14 protein-coding genes are annotated in these 16,833 nt (G+C 39.0%); 9 read left to right on the forward strand and 5 right to left on the reverse strand.

Annotated features, from left to right (window positions below):
- Positions 1–232: 232 nt before the first annotated feature.
- From NPUN_RS27450 to NPUN_RS27480, 7 genes are all read left to right on the forward strand, one after another.
- Complete coding sequence (locus NPUN_RS27450; RefSeq protein ID WP_012411680.1) at positions 233–487, forward strand: hypothetical protein; 255 nt, start codon at positions 233–235, stop codon at positions 485–487.
- 1,590 nt (positions 488–2,077) lie between these two features.
- Positions 2,078–2,461, forward strand: coding sequence for an EamA family transporter (locus NPUN_RS27455; RefSeq protein WP_012411681.1), 384 nt, complete (start codon positions 2,078–2,080; stop codon positions 2,459–2,461).
- A gap of 211 nt (positions 2,462–2,672) precedes the next feature.
- Complete coding sequence (locus NPUN_RS43665) at positions 2,673–2,855, forward strand: EamA family transporter (RefSeq protein WP_234710989.1); 183 nt, start codon at positions 2,673–2,675, stop codon at positions 2,853–2,855.
- Positions 2,856–2,949: 94 nt separating this feature from the next.
- Complete coding sequence (locus tag NPUN_RS27465) at positions 2,950–4,254, forward strand: NAD(P)/FAD-dependent oxidoreductase (protein WP_012411683.1); 1,305 nt, start codon at positions 2,950–2,952, stop codon at positions 4,252–4,254.
- A gap of 45 nt (positions 4,255–4,299) precedes the next feature.
- The gene (locus tag NPUN_RS27470) at positions 4,300–5,124 is read left to right on the forward strand and encodes a glycosyltransferase family 2 protein (protein WP_012411684.1); all 825 of its coding nucleotides are present in this window, start codon (positions 4,300–4,302) and stop codon (positions 5,122–5,124) included.
- A 388-nt stretch (positions 5,125–5,512) separates the two neighbouring features.
- On the forward strand, positions 5,513–6,985 hold the full coding sequence (locus tag NPUN_RS27475) for a TldD/PmbA family protein (protein ID WP_012411685.1): 1,473 nt from the start codon (positions 5,513–5,515) through the stop codon (positions 6,983–6,985).
- A gap of 269 nt (positions 6,986–7,254) precedes the next feature.
- Positions 7,255–8,595 carry a TldD/PmbA family protein gene (locus tag NPUN_RS27480; RefSeq protein ID WP_012411686.1) on the forward strand — a complete coding sequence of 447 codons (1,341 nt, stop codon included), beginning with the start codon at positions 7,255–7,257 and terminating at the stop codon, positions 8,593–8,595.
- 70 nt (positions 8,596–8,665) lie between these two features.
- Here the strand turns inward: NPUN_RS27480 and NPUN_RS27485 are convergent, their stop codons facing one another.
- Together NPUN_RS27485 and NPUN_RS27490 are read right to left on the reverse strand one after the other, a co-directional pair.
- Positions 8,666–9,106 carry a pentapeptide repeat-containing protein gene (locus tag NPUN_RS27485; protein ID WP_012411687.1) on the reverse strand — a complete coding sequence of 147 codons (441 nt, stop codon included), beginning with the start codon at positions 9,104–9,106 and terminating at the stop codon, positions 8,666–8,668.
- 383 nt (positions 9,107–9,489) lie between these two features.
- On the reverse strand, positions 9,490–10,266 hold the full coding sequence (locus tag NPUN_RS27490; RefSeq protein WP_012411688.1) for an ABC transporter permease: 777 nt from the start codon (positions 10,264–10,266) through the stop codon (positions 9,490–9,492).
- 328 nt (positions 10,267–10,594) lie between these two features.
- Between NPUN_RS27490 and NPUN_RS27495 the strand changes: the two genes are divergently transcribed.
- A complete protein-coding gene (locus tag NPUN_RS27495) occupies positions 10,595–11,743 on the forward strand; it encodes a DegT/DnrJ/EryC1/StrS family aminotransferase (protein WP_012411689.1) in 1,149 nt (382 codons plus the stop codon).
- Between the two features lie 109 nt (positions 11,744–11,852).
- On the opposite strand, the gene NPUN_RS27500 is transcribed toward NPUN_RS27495, so the two are convergent.
- The gene (locus NPUN_RS27500) at positions 11,853–12,599 is read right to left on the reverse strand and encodes a DUF561 domain-containing protein (RefSeq protein WP_012411690.1); all 747 of its coding nucleotides are present in this window, start codon (positions 12,597–12,599) and stop codon (positions 11,853–11,855) included.
- 276 nt (positions 12,600–12,875) lie between these two features.
- Between NPUN_RS27500 and NPUN_RS27505 the strand changes: the two genes are divergently transcribed.
- Positions 12,876–13,673 carry a class I SAM-dependent methyltransferase gene (locus NPUN_RS27505; RefSeq protein WP_012411691.1) on the forward strand — a complete coding sequence of 266 codons (798 nt, stop codon included), beginning with the start codon at positions 12,876–12,878 and terminating at the stop codon, positions 13,671–13,673.
- Between the two features lie 75 nt (positions 13,674–13,748).
- On the opposite strand, the gene NPUN_RS27510 is transcribed toward NPUN_RS27505, so the two are convergent.
- The gene (locus NPUN_RS27510) at positions 13,749–14,291 is read right to left on the reverse strand and encodes a Uma2 family endonuclease (protein WP_012411692.1); all 543 of its coding nucleotides are present in this window, start codon (positions 14,289–14,291) and stop codon (positions 13,749–13,751) included.
- A 148-nt stretch (positions 14,292–14,439) separates the two neighbouring features.
- A complete protein-coding gene (locus tag NPUN_RS27515; protein WP_012411693.1) occupies positions 14,440–16,797 on the reverse strand; it encodes a tetratricopeptide repeat protein in 2,358 nt (785 codons plus the stop codon).
- Positions 16,798–16,833: the final 36 nt, after the last annotated feature.

A 16,833-nucleotide genomic window follows, 5' to 3' on the forward strand; every position in this document is an offset into this window, starting at 1 on the left:
GCAGTATCTACCACAAATGGAAGAGTTATTCGCCAAGCTTTTGGTTGCTTCATCTGTCGCAATAATTATTCCAATTGGTGTAAGATACAATCTTGCGTAATCTTGATTTTCTATAATATTTATTTCATTCGACTGTTGTGCCTAAAAGCTTATTGGATGTAAAATTGACCACAATTACCAAAACAATTTGTTTTATTAAGCACAATAACTTTTCGTTCAGAGGTTTGCTAAGATGCCTTTGTTTTTCTTGATACCACTATGTACTGCTTTAGTCACGGGCTACTTATTTAAAAAGAGTAATGATGAAATTGCATATCTTGCAGGTGTATTTGCAGCTATTAGCTTGATTTTAAGTTTAGTATTGGCACCCTGGCAGATTCAATTTGGATTGTTAATCACTGTCTTAATCATTACGAACAGACTTTTGCAGAAAAATGAGTTCAAACAAACTGAAACCACAGGAAAACAACCTAGAGAAATTAAATAATATCAACCACGACAAACTATTTTTTTCTCAACTTTAAACAGCTAAAAATCATAAGACAGCTAACCCAGTAATGTCCTTAAAAACAAAAGTTGGTAACTTGTTGATAGGAAATTCTTAGGTGTGTGTATAATTTTGACCGCTTCTTGAGACTGTATTATTTCTTAATAATGGTAAACTTTGTTTTTTACTTCAGCCTATCAGCTTTATACTTAGGTTAAGTATTGTTGAACTTTTCCATTTGCAAGGTCATGCAAACTTTTAAAAATATATTGATAATCAATTGTAATATCAAATAAAGTTTGCTCGTAAAATTCAAAAATCGAGTCTTCCGTCTTACTTGGTATAGAACACAACTCCAAAGAAGAGTTCTTTACAGATGTATGAAATTTAATATCTTTGTGGATAATATAAAAAGCAATTCAGACTATCGGTTTTCATCTATGATGTTTGCTGTATCTAGCTAGTACTTTTATGTACTAAAATATACGTACTGTTGCCTGTAATGTTGCTCAAGGTTAATTCTGTTTTCTTAAACTCTTAGCTTTACACTTCTAGAGTCTGATATGAAATCGCTACTTCTGTGAGTTTATTAGCCAGAAAGTGCTTCATAAATGTACAAATATATTACTAATGAAAATTCATATAATTTATAGGAAAATTTCGATTTTATGAAGTTTTTGTTTAAGTATATTTTCGGTACATGAATTTTTGATGAAGTGTGCCGATAAATTTGCAACACGGCTTTCTCGTGGTATTCTAGTAAGTGATTATATGTAACAATAAATTTTGAGTAAAGCTCTAGTTAAAATTACATATAATTAATTAAGAACAATCAAACAATCCTAAGACTAAATGTAAAACATCTCAAATCTGCTTAAATTAACGTAAGCTGTGAGTTAATCGCCAAACGCTAGTTTACATTAGCCGTTAGTCTCGTGAAAAACTCCATTTAGATATTAAGTAAAATTCCCCCACACGCCTGTAAAGCGCATTACTTTAGACTAGACTGATTTATCTCTCTATTTTCCGCAGCCAAACAGACTTCTATTAGTCATTGTGTTCCTATGTCCGAAAAGAGTACGTATACACACTCAAGCTGAGTACAAATTTTTATTAATTAATCGGTTTAGTTACCAGCCGAGGTTACAGATGTGTATGTAAGCTTGGAGAATGACAAAGCCCTCACTTGTCCCATATCTGCATCAACTATGACATAGATGTTGCGATCGCACTATAAAGTACTCTGGAAGCATAGCTGGCTGATACGGAAGACTTCTGCAATTCTACAGTTGAGTAAAGCCAAACTAGAAATACAACCATAAGCACTTGACTCCAATTAATACCGGATGCTGCAATAATACAGCAACCGTTCTACAAGCTGTATAGTATTTAGTTGCTAACTCTTGGACACAGCTTTTGATGGTTATTTTGATATCAGCCCTTTCAAGATAGCCTTTTTAATATTGTTGTCTATTTAATGAAGTGGAAGTCGAATTGTACAGAAAGTGTGACCGAAATCAGAAACGTCCAAAACAATAGGCTGTTTACTGGCCGGTTTATACCTACTATCTCGATTGAGGGAAATATACGATGAAATCTATATTGGAAATTTCAAACTTTAAAATAATTCCCTATATTATCTTGTTTGTCAGTATTTTATTTAGTATTTCTGGACAATTACTCATGAAATATACCATGAGTCACTCAGATGAGGGACTGTTGGATTGGGTATTCCTTCAAAAATTAGCATTAGCTGTTAGTGTTTATTGCTTGGGAATAGTCAATTGGATACTGGCTTTGCGATCGGTAAAATTGAGTATTGCTTATCCACTGACTAGTTTAAATTATGTCGGTATACTTTTCGGATCGCACTACTTTTTTAATGAGGTGATTACAATAACTCGAATTGCAGGAGTAATCACTATTTTCCTAGGAATTCTTTTAGTGGTTATTCCACTGAAAAAGTCTATATAAATTTCTCTATAGTAAATTCTAAAAAACCTATTGGAACATGAACATTATTACTTGGCTACTTTTAATGGTTGTAGTTTTATTCGGAACCACAGCTAATGTGTCACTAAAATATGGACTTCACATTTCTAGCTCTACTAAAGGAACTAGCACATCTATTCTAAATCTATTATTGTCTCGTTATTTTTTGATTTGGTTTATCTGCTATACATTTATGACTATATTGTGGCTTTATGTATTGCGAACAATTCCTCTAAGTCAAGCATTTCCAGTTTTAGGACTAATGTATGCACTGATACCTATTGCTTCTCACTATCTTTTAAAAGAGCGAGTTGTATTTAGCCAGTGGTTAGGAATATCTATTATCATAACTGGTGTAATTCTGGTTGTAAATTGATAGCTAAAGAGCCGAATATTGAGGTTATTAATGTTATTAACAGCCTCTGAAGATAAATCTCAAAAACATAGCTAATAAAATATAAATTAAATTTATGAATATAGGTATTATTGGCGGAGGCATAACTGGTCTAGTATTAGCCCAACGTCTTGCACATCAAGGACATATTGTAACTGTCTTCGATAGCAACAAACAGCTTGGTGGGCTAACCACGTATCATGATTATGGGTTGTTTACTTGGGATCGCTTTTATCACGTTATCCTACCTTCTGATACTCATTTAATAAATTTTCTCAGGGATATTGGGCTTGGAGATAAACTGCGTTGGCATCGAAGTTTAACAGGATTCTATGACAATAAAAAATTCTATTCTATCAGTAACACTATAGAATTTCTCCGCTTTCCTCTATTTGGGCTTATAGGTAAAATCAGATTAGCCTTTACTCTCCTCTATGGTTCACGCCTTAATAACTGGCGGCGCTTAGAGAAGATTTTAGTGGAAGATTGGTTATTAAAACTCGGTGGTAAAAGTACATACGAAAAGCTCTGGAAACCTTTACTTTTATCCAAATTAGGAGAGAACTATAAGAGAATATCAGCTGTTTTTATTTGGGCTTATATCAAACGACTATTTTCAGCGCGTGATTCTTCACTAAATAAAGAACAACTTGGTTATGTCTCAGGGGGTTACAAAACTGTCTTTGACCATATAGAAAAGTTAATTTATGCGGCTGGAGGTCATATCCGCACAGGGGTTGCAGTAGAATATATCGCGCCTCATCCAGGTGGTGGAATGTGGGTAGAATTTCAGGGTAAAAAGGAGCATTTTGATAAGGTAATTTTTACTGGACCAGTTAATATTTTGCAACAAGTTGCTGCTGATGAACTGATAAAAGTTTCAGACACTGGTGAAACAGTAGAATACCTGGGTGTAATCTGTATGGTATTGATTACTCGCAAAGCTTTAGTTCCTTATTACGTCGTAAATATCGCCGATAGAACTATTCCTTTTACCGGAGTCATCGGTATGAGCAACTTAGTTTCTTTGCAAGAAACAGCAGGATATCACATGACATTTCTACCAAAATATATCCTTTCCACTGACCCGTTGCTAAAACAGCCCGATGATGAATTGCGCCAAGTATTTTTTCAGGGTATACGTTTGATGTTCCCAGAACTCAAATCAGATGACATTGTAGCAGCACATATAAATCGAGCTATTAAAGTGCAGCCACTACAAGTTTTAGATTATTCCAGCCTTGTTCCAAAAGTGAGTACCGAAAACGAAGATTTTTTCGTCGTCAATACCTCGCAGTTGGTCAATGATAGCGTCAACAACAACGCAGTTGTGCGACAGGTCGATGAATTTCTCAAAAAATCAACATTGCTGAATTCTTGAAATTTGAGTAATTGGATTTTATTTTAAAAATCACAGGAGGTATTTATGAGTCTTTTTGTTCTTTTACCCGCATACAACGAGCAAGAATCAATTCGCCCCTTGTTCAAAAGGTTTCAGACATTACAGCAAATCTCTAATATGGAGATAAAACTAATTCTTGTTGATGATGGTAGTAGTGATGCAACTGCTCAGACTGCTTTAGAAGAATCTCAATCACTGGGAGTATTAATTAACTTAGTCCAACATCCCAAGAATGCTGGTTTAGGTGAAGCAATTAAAACAGGTTTCAGAACTTTCTTAGAAATTTCTCAAGAAGGTGATTTTTTAGCCGCAATGGATTGCGACAACACTCAACCGCCAGAACTCCTAATAAAGATGTATGACACTATGATAGCTGGTAGCTATGATATTGCGATCGCATCTAGATACCGAAAAGGCTCTAAAGTCATAGGTTTATCAAAATTTAGAGAGATAATGAGTTACGGAGCTAGCTGGCTGTTTAGAATCGCAGCCCGTGTACCAGGTGTAAGAGACTATACTTGCGGTTACAGGCTGTATAACCGTAATTTTGTTAGTAAATTAGATATGTATTACGGCGACAATCTATTTACTGAAAGTGGATTTGCTTGCATGATAGATTTACTGCTAAAAGCAAAAGTACTTAGACCAAAAATCGCGGAAATTCCAATGGTTTTGAGATATGACCAAAAGCCAAGTGCGAGCAAAATGAAAATTTTGAAAACTATTACTCGAACATTGAAGCTCCTGTATAAAAATCTATTATCTACAGGACAAATTTCCAATTTAGGCCAGACTTTTAATGAGCGAGAAACAGGAAGAATTCCCCTGAAAATGGGAAATCGTAAATAAAGCTAAGAGTGATAGTCTGGATTAAATTAAGTGTTTGCAGGAAATAAGATCGCATATTTAGTAAGGGTTAGTCATCAGGAAGTTTCTGTATTCTTACCAGAGTTAGAGTATCTCCTAGCTCGTAACTCCCTTCGTTGAGAAGAGTATTAGTTAAATACATATAAGTGCATCTCTTTTTACACAAGCATCCTCAATGGTGCGAACTTTCAAAATATCAGCCCGCCTTTGCGGGCTTTTTTTATTGACAAGTTTTTCCAAGGAGGATTAGGGAAATCCACACTGCTTTTCAAAGAATTGGTCAAGATGACAGTTGAGTAAATTTGCTAGAGTGAACACACCAGGATTTTTCAGTCAAATCTCTGAATTACGCCAGCAGACGAGGCTACCCATGCTTACAAGTACGCTACTTCTCTCAAATCAACTTCCCACCTTACAATATTCCTCTACACCAGAGCGTTTCGATGAAACCTGGGAAGCCCCCCTGGCTACCCTCCTGGGATTAGGACGCGCCGCAGGCGCTGACTTCATCGAATTATTTTTAGAACGTCGCAACTATATTAGTTGTCTTGCAGAAGAGGATTCCATCACTAGTATTTCACCAAGTCTGTCTACAGGTGCGGGAGTCAGAGTATTTCGCGGCAAAGCCGATTGCTACGTCAGTACTAATGACCTTTCCTTTTCCGGTTTGAAAGCAGCTTTAGAAAAAGGTCTGTCTATCCCGGGATTGCAATTACCTGCTCCCAAGGCTTTCATCCCAGAAATCAACCTAGAATTACTGAGAGATTACGCCACCAAAAGAGGTAAAGATACATGGCTACCAGTGTGTAGCTCTATCCGCGAAATGGGAGAAGTCCTCCTTGATGGGACTGCTCACCTGAAGCAAAAAGCTAGCCATGTCCAATCGCGCCGTGCTACTTATTTTCGTGATTGGCAAGAAGTCTTAATCGCTGCTAGTGATGGAACTTTTGCGCGTGATATTCGCCTCACTCAGTCAGTAGGATTTAACCTATTGTGTGCTGATGGTGCTAATCGTACCTCAATTGGCGATCGCGCGGGTAATACTAGCGATGCCAATTTCTTGAGAACTTGGGATTCTCAACAAGCCGCCGAAAAAATAGCAGAATCTGCCGGCAAAATGCTCTACGCCGATTACGTAGAGTCGGGTACTTACCCGATTATTATGGCCAATCACTTTGGCGGCGTAATCTTCCACGAAGCCTGCGGACACCTGCTAGAAACCACTCAAATTGAACGTAATACCACTCCTTTTGCTGACAAAAAAGGCGAAAAAATTGCCCACGAAAGTTTGACAGCCTGGGACGAAGGGCGCTCTGAAAACGCTTTCGGGACAATTGATATGGATGACGAAGGTATGCCTGCTCAAAGAACCTTATTAATTGAAAAAGGCGTTCTCAAAAACTTCTTAGCAGATAGAACAGGTTCTGCACGCACCGGACACCCCAGAACTGGAAGTGGCCGCCGCCAAAATTATACCTTTGCTGCTGCTAGCCGGATGCGTAATACTTATATTGATTCTGGCGAATATAGCACTGATGATTTATTTGCCTCTGTTGATAAAGGTATTTACTGTAAGAAAATGGGTGGTGGTAGTGTTGGTGCTACAGGTCAATTTAACTTTAGTGTTGATGAAGCTTATTTGATTGAGAATGGCAAAATCACTAAACCGTTAAAGGGAGCAATTTTAATTGGTGAAGCCAAGGAAATTATGAATAAAATTTCTATGTGTTCCCAAGATTTGGAAATTGCACCAGGTTTTTGTGGCTCTGTCAGCGGCAGCATTTACACCACAGTCGGACAACCCCACATCAAGGTTGATTCTATTACCGTTGGTGGACGATAAGAATTTTAGATTTTGGACTTTCCTGCGGAACGCTACGCGAACGACTCCGCTCAGTCGAACGATTTTGGATTTTGGATTGTAATATTCAAAATCCAAAATGCTCAAGCTCCCGGATAATTCCGTAGGTTCAATCTAAAATCTAAAAGAACAAATTGTTTGACTGTTACTTCAGCCAGAATTATTCGAGAGAAATACAAGCAATAACATCCAAAATCTAATCTTAAAAATAGAATCGTTTCCAATCCAAAATCTAAAATCCAAAATTGACTATGCCAAATATCAATGAAATTGCAAACTCTGCCAAGGACAATGCCGAAAAGCTTGGTATTAAAAAATTTGACATTTATGGGTCAACAGTAGATGATACTAGCGTGCAAGTAGACCAAGGTGAGCCAAAACAAGTTAAAGCTTCAAATCGCTCTGGTGTTACTGTTCGTGTCTGGAATGAAGATAATACAATGGGTGTCACCAGCACCACAGATGTAGATTCCAAGGGACTGGAATTAGCTTTGAAAACTGCTTATGAAGCCAGTTTCTTTGGTGTTAAAGAAAATGTTCCTGATTTTAGTCCCGAAGCTACTGTTCCTATTCCAAATAAAGCCCAAGATAAGACACCCCAAGCACCTGTTGCTGAACTGATAGAAAGATTGTTGGTAGCTGAAAAAGAATTACTCGCAGCTCATCCAGCAATTAAAGGTGTGCCTTATAATGGTTTATCACAAAGAGATATTGACAGATTTTATCTCAATAGCGATGGCGCAGTCAGAACTGAATCCCATTCCTTAACATCAGTTTATCTTTATAGCAAAACTGAAGAAGAAGGAAAAAAACCTCGTAGTGCAGGTGCTTTTAGAATCAACCAAAGTTTAGATAATCTAGACATCAATGGTTGCATCAAAGAAACCGCCGATAAAACTATCAGCCACTTGAACTATGAAAAAATCAAGACTGGTAAATATCGAGTTGTTTTCTCGGCGGAAGCTTTCTTAAGTCTTTTGGGCGCTTTTTCTAACTTGTTCAACGCTCAAAGTATTTTGGATAATCAAAGCCTATCTACTCCTGATGATTTAGGTAAGCAAATTGCTTCTCCTCTACTTTCAGTTTTTGACGATGCACTGCACCCAGCTAACGTAGGAGCAGAAACTTTTGATGGTGAAGGAACTCCAACTCGTCAGATTTCGCTAATTGAAAATGGCGTTTTAACAAGCTTTCTCCACAGTGCAGGCACCGCTAAAAGGTTAAATGCCCAGCCAACAGGTAATGCCAGTATTGGTGCAAAAGTCAGCGTTAGTCCGAATTTTTATCACGTTTTTACAACAGCAACTCCTGAAGAAGAGTTAAGTTTAGACACTGCTGAAAATGTGATTTTTATCGATGATTTACAAGCTTTACATGCAGGAGTTAAATCCTTGCAAGGTTCCTTTTCTTTGCCGTTTGATGGTTGGCTAGTTAATAAGGGTGTTAGGACAAGTATTGAGTCAGCAACTGTTGCTGGCGATTTCTTAGAACTCTTAAAGTCAATTATTTATGTAGAAAAAGAGGCAGAGTTAACACCAGGGGGAGTTTGCCCGAAAATTTGGGTCAATGAACTGTCAATTACTGGTGAATAAAATTTAGTAAGTGCAGAGTTAGGAGTTGAATTTAACTCTTAACTCATCACTTTGAAATCATGACTCACCATTAATATTCACCACCGACGCTAATTGCAGTATTGAATACATCAGCACCGCTTAAATCAATATTAGCCAAAACAGCGCCATCTACGTCAGTGTTATATAAACGGGAATTACTCAAATTCACGTTGGTGAGATTGGCATTGTTTAAGATAGTATCGCTGACGAATGCTTCTGTGAGATTAGCAGACTTCAAATTGGCACCAGTTAAATCAGCGCCTTCCAAATTAGCACCTTCGAGATTAGCTCCTTTTAAATTTGCATTTCTCAGGTCAACACCTATCAGATGAGCGCCTTTGAGGTTTGCTCCTGCTAAATTACATCCCAAACATTCTCTAGTTTCCAGCAAGCGCCGGACAGGGGCGGAGTTTTCTGCTTTGACGGGAATGGGAGCAGCTAAAGATAGCGTGCTGAGTAAGGCTGCTGCCGTCAAAAAAATTATTTTCATATTTACCTCCGACACTTTTAGAAGTCATTAAATTTTTAACTTCTACGATACCAGTGTGCCAAGATTACTGAATTCTGTACTCATGCGATCGGAGGAATATATAATTTCTATGAGATTAGATATTCTTCTGAAAATTAGTCCGATGGGATTAAAATTAAAAGTTTTTTAGTAGATATTACAAGTGCTTGGACACCGCAAGCAACGCCGAAAAATCATTTTTAAACCGCAGAGGCGCAGAGAGCGCAGAGAGAAAAAAGAGATTTTACCAGTCACCTTGAAAGGGCTAGTACAACACGGCGGAAATAAACTTAATTCCGCCTTGCGGTACTAGTCCCATTATTAATTTGGGTATCAGCTTCCTTGGCTCCTAATTGAAAACTTGTTTAACTGACTAACTGCGCGGCGGAATTGAAAAACTGACGACACAACCCCCTAGTAAGCAAAATTGTTGTCAACAAGTTAGCGAAAGCAACCATAAATATAATCAAAATTTCGTAAGATACTGCATCCAGAGGTTTCACACCAGCTAGTAACTGTCCGGTGGTAATTCCTGGTATTGCGACCATCCCGATGAGAATCATTTGATTGAGAGTGGGGATCAATCCGGCTCTGATAGCATCTTTGCGATACTGGCTAACTGCTTGCTGGGGCGTTGCGCCTAAACTCAAGTGGGTTTCTATTTCGAGATGGCTGGAATTAATGGTGCTGACAAGACGCTCGCCTGCGATCGCAGCTGCATTGGTAGCATTACCTAAAACTATCCCTACTAAGGGAATTATATACTGTGGTTCATACCATCTGTCTGGTTGAATAATCAAGAAGTTGGTGTAAAACACTGTCAGGACGGTACTAATTAAAATTGCACCCCACACCAAAGGCAACAGATGAGGAATTTTTTGGCTGATGCGATTTCGTGCGACAATCGCCGTAATTGTCAGCATTATTGCTAATAGTGCCAAAACTCCCCAAGCATTGTCTAAAGCCAAGATGAAATCTAAAATGTATCCCAATACAAGAAGTTGTAAGATGGTTCTCCCAGTAGCAAGGGCTAGGCTCAACTCTAATCCTAATTTTTCCCAGGCAGATAAACCAATGGCGATCGCCATCAATCCCACAGCAATTGCTAAATCCACGAAATCCAGCTTGATCGTATCCTGCATGGGTTTTCTATCTCCTAGTATTTTCTTCTCAAAGCAGCTCACACACCTGGAACTTTGATCCGATGTGTTGGATCTTGGTTGATATATATCACCTTCATCAATTCAAATTTAAAAAATGGTACAACCTTAACATGGCAAACTCCTAGTATGTCTACTATCTGTAAATTAAATGTGCGGTAGTCTACCGCCCGACAATTTAAGTAAAAACCCTAATAGATGCGTATCTTAGGCGATAGTCTTTTAGTTGCTCCTTTTTGATTAACAATTCAATCAGCAAAAATTGACTCTCGAAGTGCATCCTTTGTATCTCCCGATAAAATGAGAACTCATGATCCAAAGTGTAAATCCCATCCCTGCCTTTGATATCAAGCAGCAATACACCACCATCGAAGCAGAAGTAAGTGCAGCCGTTTTAGAGGTTCTGGCTTCTGGCCGCTATATTGGCGGCCCTCTAGTTGAAGGCTTTGAGCAACAATTTGCTGCTTATAATACTGTTACTCAATGTGTGGCTTGTAATTCTGGTACTGATGCGCTCTACTTAGCGTTACGAGTCTTGGAAATTGGTGCAGGCGATGAAGTGATTACAACGCCTTTCACCTTTATTGCTACATCTGAAGTAATTAGTGCCGTGGGTGCAAAACCTGTTTTCGTTGACATTGACGCTACTACCTTTAATTTGGATGTGGAGCAAGTAGCAGCAGCGATTACACCTAAAACTAAAGCAATTATCCCGGTTCACCTATTTGGACAACCTGTGGATATGACATCATTGATGGCGATCGCTCAATCTCACAATTTGTCAATAATTGAAGATTGCGCTCAGTCTACAGGTGCAATGTGGGCCAATGAAAAAGTAGGAAGTATTGGACATATTGGTTGCTTTAGTTTCTACCCTACCAAAAATCTTGGTGGTTGCGGCGATGGCGGAGCAATAACGACTAACGATCCTGCGATCGCTACTAAACTGCGAATCCTCCGGGAGCATGGTAGTAAAGTTCGATATTTACACGAGGAAATTGGTGTAAATAGCCGCTTGGATGCTCTCCAAGCAACCATATTGCAGATTAAACTACGTTATTTAGATACTTGGAATGATCGCCGTCGAGATATCGCCAATTATTACTATCAGTTCCTTAGCCAAATTCCGGGAATCGTCCCGCCTCAAGAATTACCTGGGGGTATTGGGGTATGGAATCAATACACTGTTCGCATCTCAGGTGAAGGGCGGAATGGTTCTAGCGCCAAATATCGAGATTGGGTGCGTAATCAATTGCAAGAACAGGGCGTAAGTTCAATGATTTATTACCCCTATCCTTTACATTTGCAGCCAGTGTATCAAAATCTAGGCTATCAAATTGGGGACTTACCAATAGCAGAGCAAGCTTGCCATGAAGTCATAGCTTTGCCCATGTTCCCAGAATTGACACAGCACCAGCAAGACCAGGTGATTTATGCGTTAAAGGATTGTTTGGGGTGAGGGGAGTGGGGGAGAGAGGGAAGGGGGCAGGGAGAAAGGGAGAAGAGTTTTACCCTCTGCCCCCTGCACCTCTGCCTCTTTTCAATGCCCAATGCCCACTCCCTACTTCTTACTTCTGAGTTAGCACTCTTGCAGTCGCTAAAGCTTCTACTAAGCCACGCACAGCAGCAATCATTGCTATTTCGCTATTGAGTTGGTTGATAGCGGAACCAACACCAACACCAGCTGCACCAGCTGCGATCGCTAATGGTGCTGTAACGTTAGAAATACCTGAAGCACACAATACTGGCACTGACACCACACGGGAAATCTCAAAAGCTGCTGCCAAGGTGGGAGCAGCTTTTTCAATTAATCCTAAAGTTCCAGGGTGAACTGGGTTACTGCTAGTACCGCCTTCGGTTTGGATAATATCTGCTCCAGCTTTCACCAGTTCTTCTGCTAACTGCACCTGTTGATCTAGTTCCAAAATGTGGGGAACAGTGACAGATAAGGTGATTTCTGGGAGGAGAGCGCGGGTTTGCTTAGTCAGGGCTAGCACTTCTGGAGCCTCAAAGCGGCGACCTTGAGCATAGAAAGAATCGAAATTCCCGATTTCAATTAAATCAGCACCAGCTGCTACAGCTTGCACAAATTTTTCTGGTTCTACTGCTGAAACACAAATTGGTAATTTTGTCAAACTTTTAGCTAACTGTACCAAAGCGCGATCGGCGGCAATATCAACAAAAGTAGCACCGCCAAATTCAGCAGCTTTGACAGTAGCAGCAACGCTAGCAGCGTCGAAATTATTCAAGCCGCTAATCACTTTCAGAACGCGGCGGTTAGTAAATGCACGTTGGAGTCTAGGATGCATCGTCATGGTTAGGCTTTTGAAGCTATGAAGATTATAAATTAGGTATATTCTACCGTCACTCAGTTGATGAGGAACTAAATCACTATGGCAGTTGTCAAATTTTGATTTCTGCAAGCCGCGCAAAGAGCGATCGCCTAAACTTAGCCTGAGCGTCCATTGAAAAGTTTACTCTCCCAATTGAACTAGGTATTAAATGCAGTACGGTACTACAATGAAATATAAAGTTCAGCAGATATCCACATGAATTAAGTTTTATTAAATTATTCTTTTCAGAAGGAAGATATGACTGAGGAAATCATGGCAAATTTTGACGATCAAGAAATACTTGAACTCTGGGATCGTAGAGCTAAAGACTGGGATATTCCAGTTGGCGATGATGGTGATAGCAATCGAATTCTCAACTCAGATCCAGTACTATGGAGTTTTGCTGGTAACGTTGCGGGATTGTCTGTCCTCGATGCTGGTTGTGGTACAGGATATCTAGCACGCCAACTTTGCCTTAAAGGGGCCAGTGTAACTGGTATAGATTTTTCACCTCAGATGATAGAAATTGCCAAATTCAGAGCTAGCCAAAATAATTTAGATATAGATTTTCATTTGGATTCATGCACTGAACTAAAGTCGCTTCCAGATGAGCAATTTGATATGATCGTCTCAAATTATGTTCTCATGGATTTGCTCGATCTCGAAGGAGCAATAAGGGCATTCAATCGTGTTCTTAAGCCTAGTGGTATTGCAATCCTTGTGTTCTCACATCCTTGCTTTCCCCAAGGCAACTCGACGACTGTAAATGAGGATGGGACAGTTTCTTATAGTTGGGCTTCTTCTTACTTTGAAAGGACACAACACAACGACGAACCTTGGAATCATTTTACAACACCATTTATCTGGTTCCACCGCCCTCTTTCCGATTACTGGAAAGTCTTCAAGGCAGCAGGTTTTTCTGTGGACGAATTTGAAGAACCAAGAATTACCCCAGAGCGATATTATCTTGCAGAAAACGACCGAAAGCTCTTCAATTCCAAAACACGTCCCTATTCAGTAGTTTTTAAACTCCAGAAAGTAATGCGTAATTCGTAATTAAGTTTTGTAATGGGAATCTAGACCCCTATTTTTAAATATAGGTTCCTTTTCCTCGTGTTTTTCATTACTATGCTAATCAAACTCTAAAGGCCAAAAATCGGCAATTGGTACTTCCCATCCTGGTAGCAAATCGGGAACTGTTAAAATATCGCTATCACGAAGTATTATTGCTTCTTGTCCAAGGTTGTAAACTTCAACAATCCGCTCATCTGGATTGAGCAAAATTCCTACCTTCGTTCCCAAACTCAGAAATTCTTGAATTTTTGCTCTCAAATCCTCCAAATTATCACTAGGGGACTTCACCTCGACAGTCAAATCGGGAGCCAACTGAGCAAAAGACTTGGGACTGCGACGCAAGCGTTCGGCTAAAACAAATGAAGCATCCGGTGCGCGTAAATCTGAATTTGGCAATCTGAAACCAGCGCTAGAAGCTGCTGTTCGTCCTAGTTTACGCGGTCTAACCCAGTTACGTAACTGCGCCACCATTTCGGCTGCGACTTCATCTGATTCATATCCTGATGGACTCATGACAATAATATTACCCTTAACTAGTTCCATACGATAGTCAGGGTGCTGTTGCTGCATTTTTTCAAAGTCTTCAAGCGTTAGGGACATAAAAACCTCTAATTATCACACTCCCTGTATATATATTATGGAGACAACAGACCTCTTCAGGAGCGATCGCTCCATAAATTCCCCAGTTATGGCCAAACCTGTCACTCCAAACACTTGATCATATCTAAATGAAAAAACAGGAATTAAATTACTTTTCAAAACACTCCATTGCTATTTGAACCTTCTCAACTTGCCTTGGTGCTTGCATTTCGTTAAAAAGTGCGATCGCTTGTAAAAAAATTTCCCTACTTTGACTCATTTCACCCATTTTTTTATGAGTTAATGCCAACTGATAATAAGCCTCAGCTAAGTCTGATTTAGCACCAATTTTATCAAGAATTCCTATCGCTTCTGAATGATGAAAAATTGCTTTTGCAAATTCTCCCTGTTCTCGGAAAAGTTCCGCAAGACAACTTATAGCTTTACCCTTAATCTGAGTAAAGTTGTTTTCTTCAGAATGAAATATAGCTCGTTGGCACAACTCAAAGGATTTTTTCAGATTACCTAAATTTTTATAAGTTAAGCAGAGAGTTACTAAACTATGCCCTATTCCCCACAAAGTTACTCTAGTTGATGTTGAGATGCTAGAAAAGGCAACTTCAGCAAGATCAAAGGCATCTTCTCTGCTACCAAAGCGGGATTTTATCATAGCTAGACAGCATTGAGCATAAGTCATGTAATCATCAAGATTGCTATTTTGTTCAGCAAGTATACAAACAGAATTGAAACAATCTTCGGCTGCTTCTATTTCCCATAATTCAAGTTTGCAAAGCCCGGTATTAAACAAAATAGAAATTTCTGTTTGTTTGGCATCTAATGTGCCTAAGACTTTTCCTGATTTCTCATAGCATTCTATCGCTTCTCTAATACAACCGATTATTCGATATGTATAGCCAAGTATATTGTAAAGTCTAATTAATCTTTCTGGCGATTTTATATCGTCTATTATTCGTTGAATTACAGAAAAATTTTTCTGAAGTAGTCCCAATTGGTAAAACGAGGAACCTAAAGGTAAACCTGTACCCCATTTTTTACCTCTTCCTTGTAAGATTACATCACCAGCTTTCTCAAAATCACTAATTTCTACATAGTGATAATAAGCTTCTAAAGCAGTTAAAGCATCATTTATATTTGTAATAGATACAACTCTCTGTGTCCAACATTCTGCGGCTTTTCGATTTACTAATTCCCATTCTTCACTGATTAATCTTAATCTACTAATCGCTTCATCACGAATTACAGGATGTAACCAGTATTGTCCTTTTTTCGCCTCTATCAAAGACAAATCTTGTAGAGCTTTAATTACACCTCGGCGTTTTTGGGCTGGTACATCCCAAAGCAAACATAAAACTCCCTCGATAGGTAGTGAAGGAATATCTTGATAACGATAGCATCCTAAACGACAAAGGAGACGATAAGCTTCTAAGTCAATTTGTTGGAGACGGTTAAATTGACTTGCGACTAAATCTTTTAATTCTCTTTCTATTAATAAATCTGTAGAGTTTTCCTGCCAATATGAATGGATATCACCAGAAAAATCCGTCAATATTGCTCCTCGGAGAATTTGCATTGCTTTGGCGTTACCTCCATAAGCTCTGCACATTTCGCTGAGAATAGTACAATCACAATTGATGTGGCAACTGCTGAAAAATTCTCGCCATGCTTCATCATCTAAACCTTCGAGTGGGTAAAGATAAACCTCTAGACTAGACTCCCGCAAACGCTCACGACTTGTGACTAAAGTAACTGAATGCACATCCGAGTCTGCTAATACTCTCAATAGCTCAACATAAAGGCGACGATATTCTAGGAACTTACCATTTTTATCGAGAGCAGTTTCTAGATTATCGATAAATACCCCAATTTTAAAAGTTTGTTCTCGGAGTTTACGCCGTAGTCGTTCTAAGCTAATACCAAAGTCCCCTCCCGGTTCTTCGTTAAAGTATCGCCGTAGCCATTCTTCAACTACACTCTCTACAGGAGTAAGGTTTTGGATTTCTGTGGCCATCCACAGTTCTAGGACAAAATTAAATTTTTGACTTTTAAAATATTTGCGTGCTAATCTTGTTTTGCCAACACCACCTTCACCCTGGATGAGGATAACTTTTTCTCCCCGATTGAATAAGGTGTGAAGTTCGGCTATTTGGCGATCGCGCCCGACAAAGTTAGAATCTAAATCTTGAGGTTTAGTCCCATTCGTCGCTAAATTTGGAATCTGAGAAGCTTTTTGCGACTGTTGGTTTGTTCTAAATCCCTGAACTACGCCTTGAAACGTAGATTTTGAGACTTTCGCTCCTAGCACTTTGGAGAGTAAATGCCAAAGTTCTGCACCAACTGCTTTTAAATGCGCTTCTGTATAACCACGGCTGTTGGCGATATGCTGGTAAGTCCGCTTTTCATCCTCCCACAAATTACGCAAGATAATCCTTTGAGTTTTATCTAGATGTTCTCCCGTCTGGAGAAAAACCAAGTTATCTACAAACTCTAAGGCCTCTTCTACACCCATTTGCTAACTTGATGTATCATTTGTAATTCATTATAA

The sequence above is a fragment of the Nostoc punctiforme PCC 73102 genome (assembly GCF_000020025.1).
GTDB lineage: Bacteria > Cyanobacteriota > Cyanobacteriia > Cyanobacteriales > Nostocaceae > Nostoc > Nostoc punctiforme.

What these genes read in the sequence shown, in the direction of transcription:
- NPUN_RS27450 (WP_012411680.1), top strand. Translation starts at nt 233, where the DNA reads ATGCCTTTGTTTTTCTTGATACCACTATGTACTGCTTTAGTCACGGGC.
- NPUN_RS27455 (WP_012411681.1), top strand. Translation starts at nt 2,078, where the DNA reads ATGAAATCTATATTGGAAATTTCAAACTTTAAAATAATTCCCTATATT.
- NPUN_RS43665 (WP_234710989.1), top strand. Translation starts at nt 2,673, where the DNA reads ATGACTATATTGTGGCTTTATGTATTGCGAACAATTCCTCTAAGTCAA.
- NPUN_RS27465 (WP_012411683.1), top strand. Translation starts at nt 2,950, where the DNA reads ATGAATATAGGTATTATTGGCGGAGGCATAACTGGTCTAGTATTAGCC.
- NPUN_RS27470 (WP_012411684.1), top strand. Translation starts at nt 4,300, where the DNA reads ATGAGTCTTTTTGTTCTTTTACCCGCATACAACGAGCAAGAATCAATT.
- NPUN_RS27475 (WP_012411685.1), top strand. Translation starts at nt 5,513, where the DNA reads ATGCTTACAAGTACGCTACTTCTCTCAAATCAACTTCCCACCTTACAA.
- NPUN_RS27480 (WP_012411686.1), top strand. Translation starts at nt 7,255, where the DNA reads ATGCCAAATATCAATGAAATTGCAAACTCTGCCAAGGACAATGCCGAA.
- NPUN_RS27485 (WP_012411687.1), bottom strand. Translation starts at nt 9,106, where the DNA reads ATGAAAATAATTTTTTTGACGGCAGCAGCCTTACTCAGCACGCTATCT.
- NPUN_RS27490 (WP_012411688.1), bottom strand. Translation starts at nt 10,266, where the DNA reads ATGCAGGATACGATCAAGCTGGATTTCGTGGATTTAGCAATTGCTGTG.
- NPUN_RS27495 (WP_012411689.1), top strand. Translation starts at nt 10,595, where the DNA reads ATGATCCAAAGTGTAAATCCCATCCCTGCCTTTGATATCAAGCAGCAA.
- NPUN_RS27500 (WP_012411690.1), bottom strand. Translation starts at nt 12,599, where the DNA reads ATGACGATGCATCCTAGACTCCAACGTGCATTTACTAACCGCCGCGTT.
- NPUN_RS27505 (WP_012411691.1), top strand. Translation starts at nt 12,876, where the DNA reads ATGACTGAGGAAATCATGGCAAATTTTGACGATCAAGAAATACTTGAA.
- NPUN_RS27510 (WP_012411692.1), bottom strand. Translation starts at nt 14,291, where the DNA reads ATGTCCCTAACGCTTGAAGACTTTGAAAAAATGCAGCAACAGCACCCT.
- NPUN_RS27515 (WP_012411693.1), bottom strand. Translation starts at nt 16,797, where the DNA reads ATGGGTGTAGAAGAGGCCTTAGAGTTTGTAGATAACTTGGTTTTTCTC.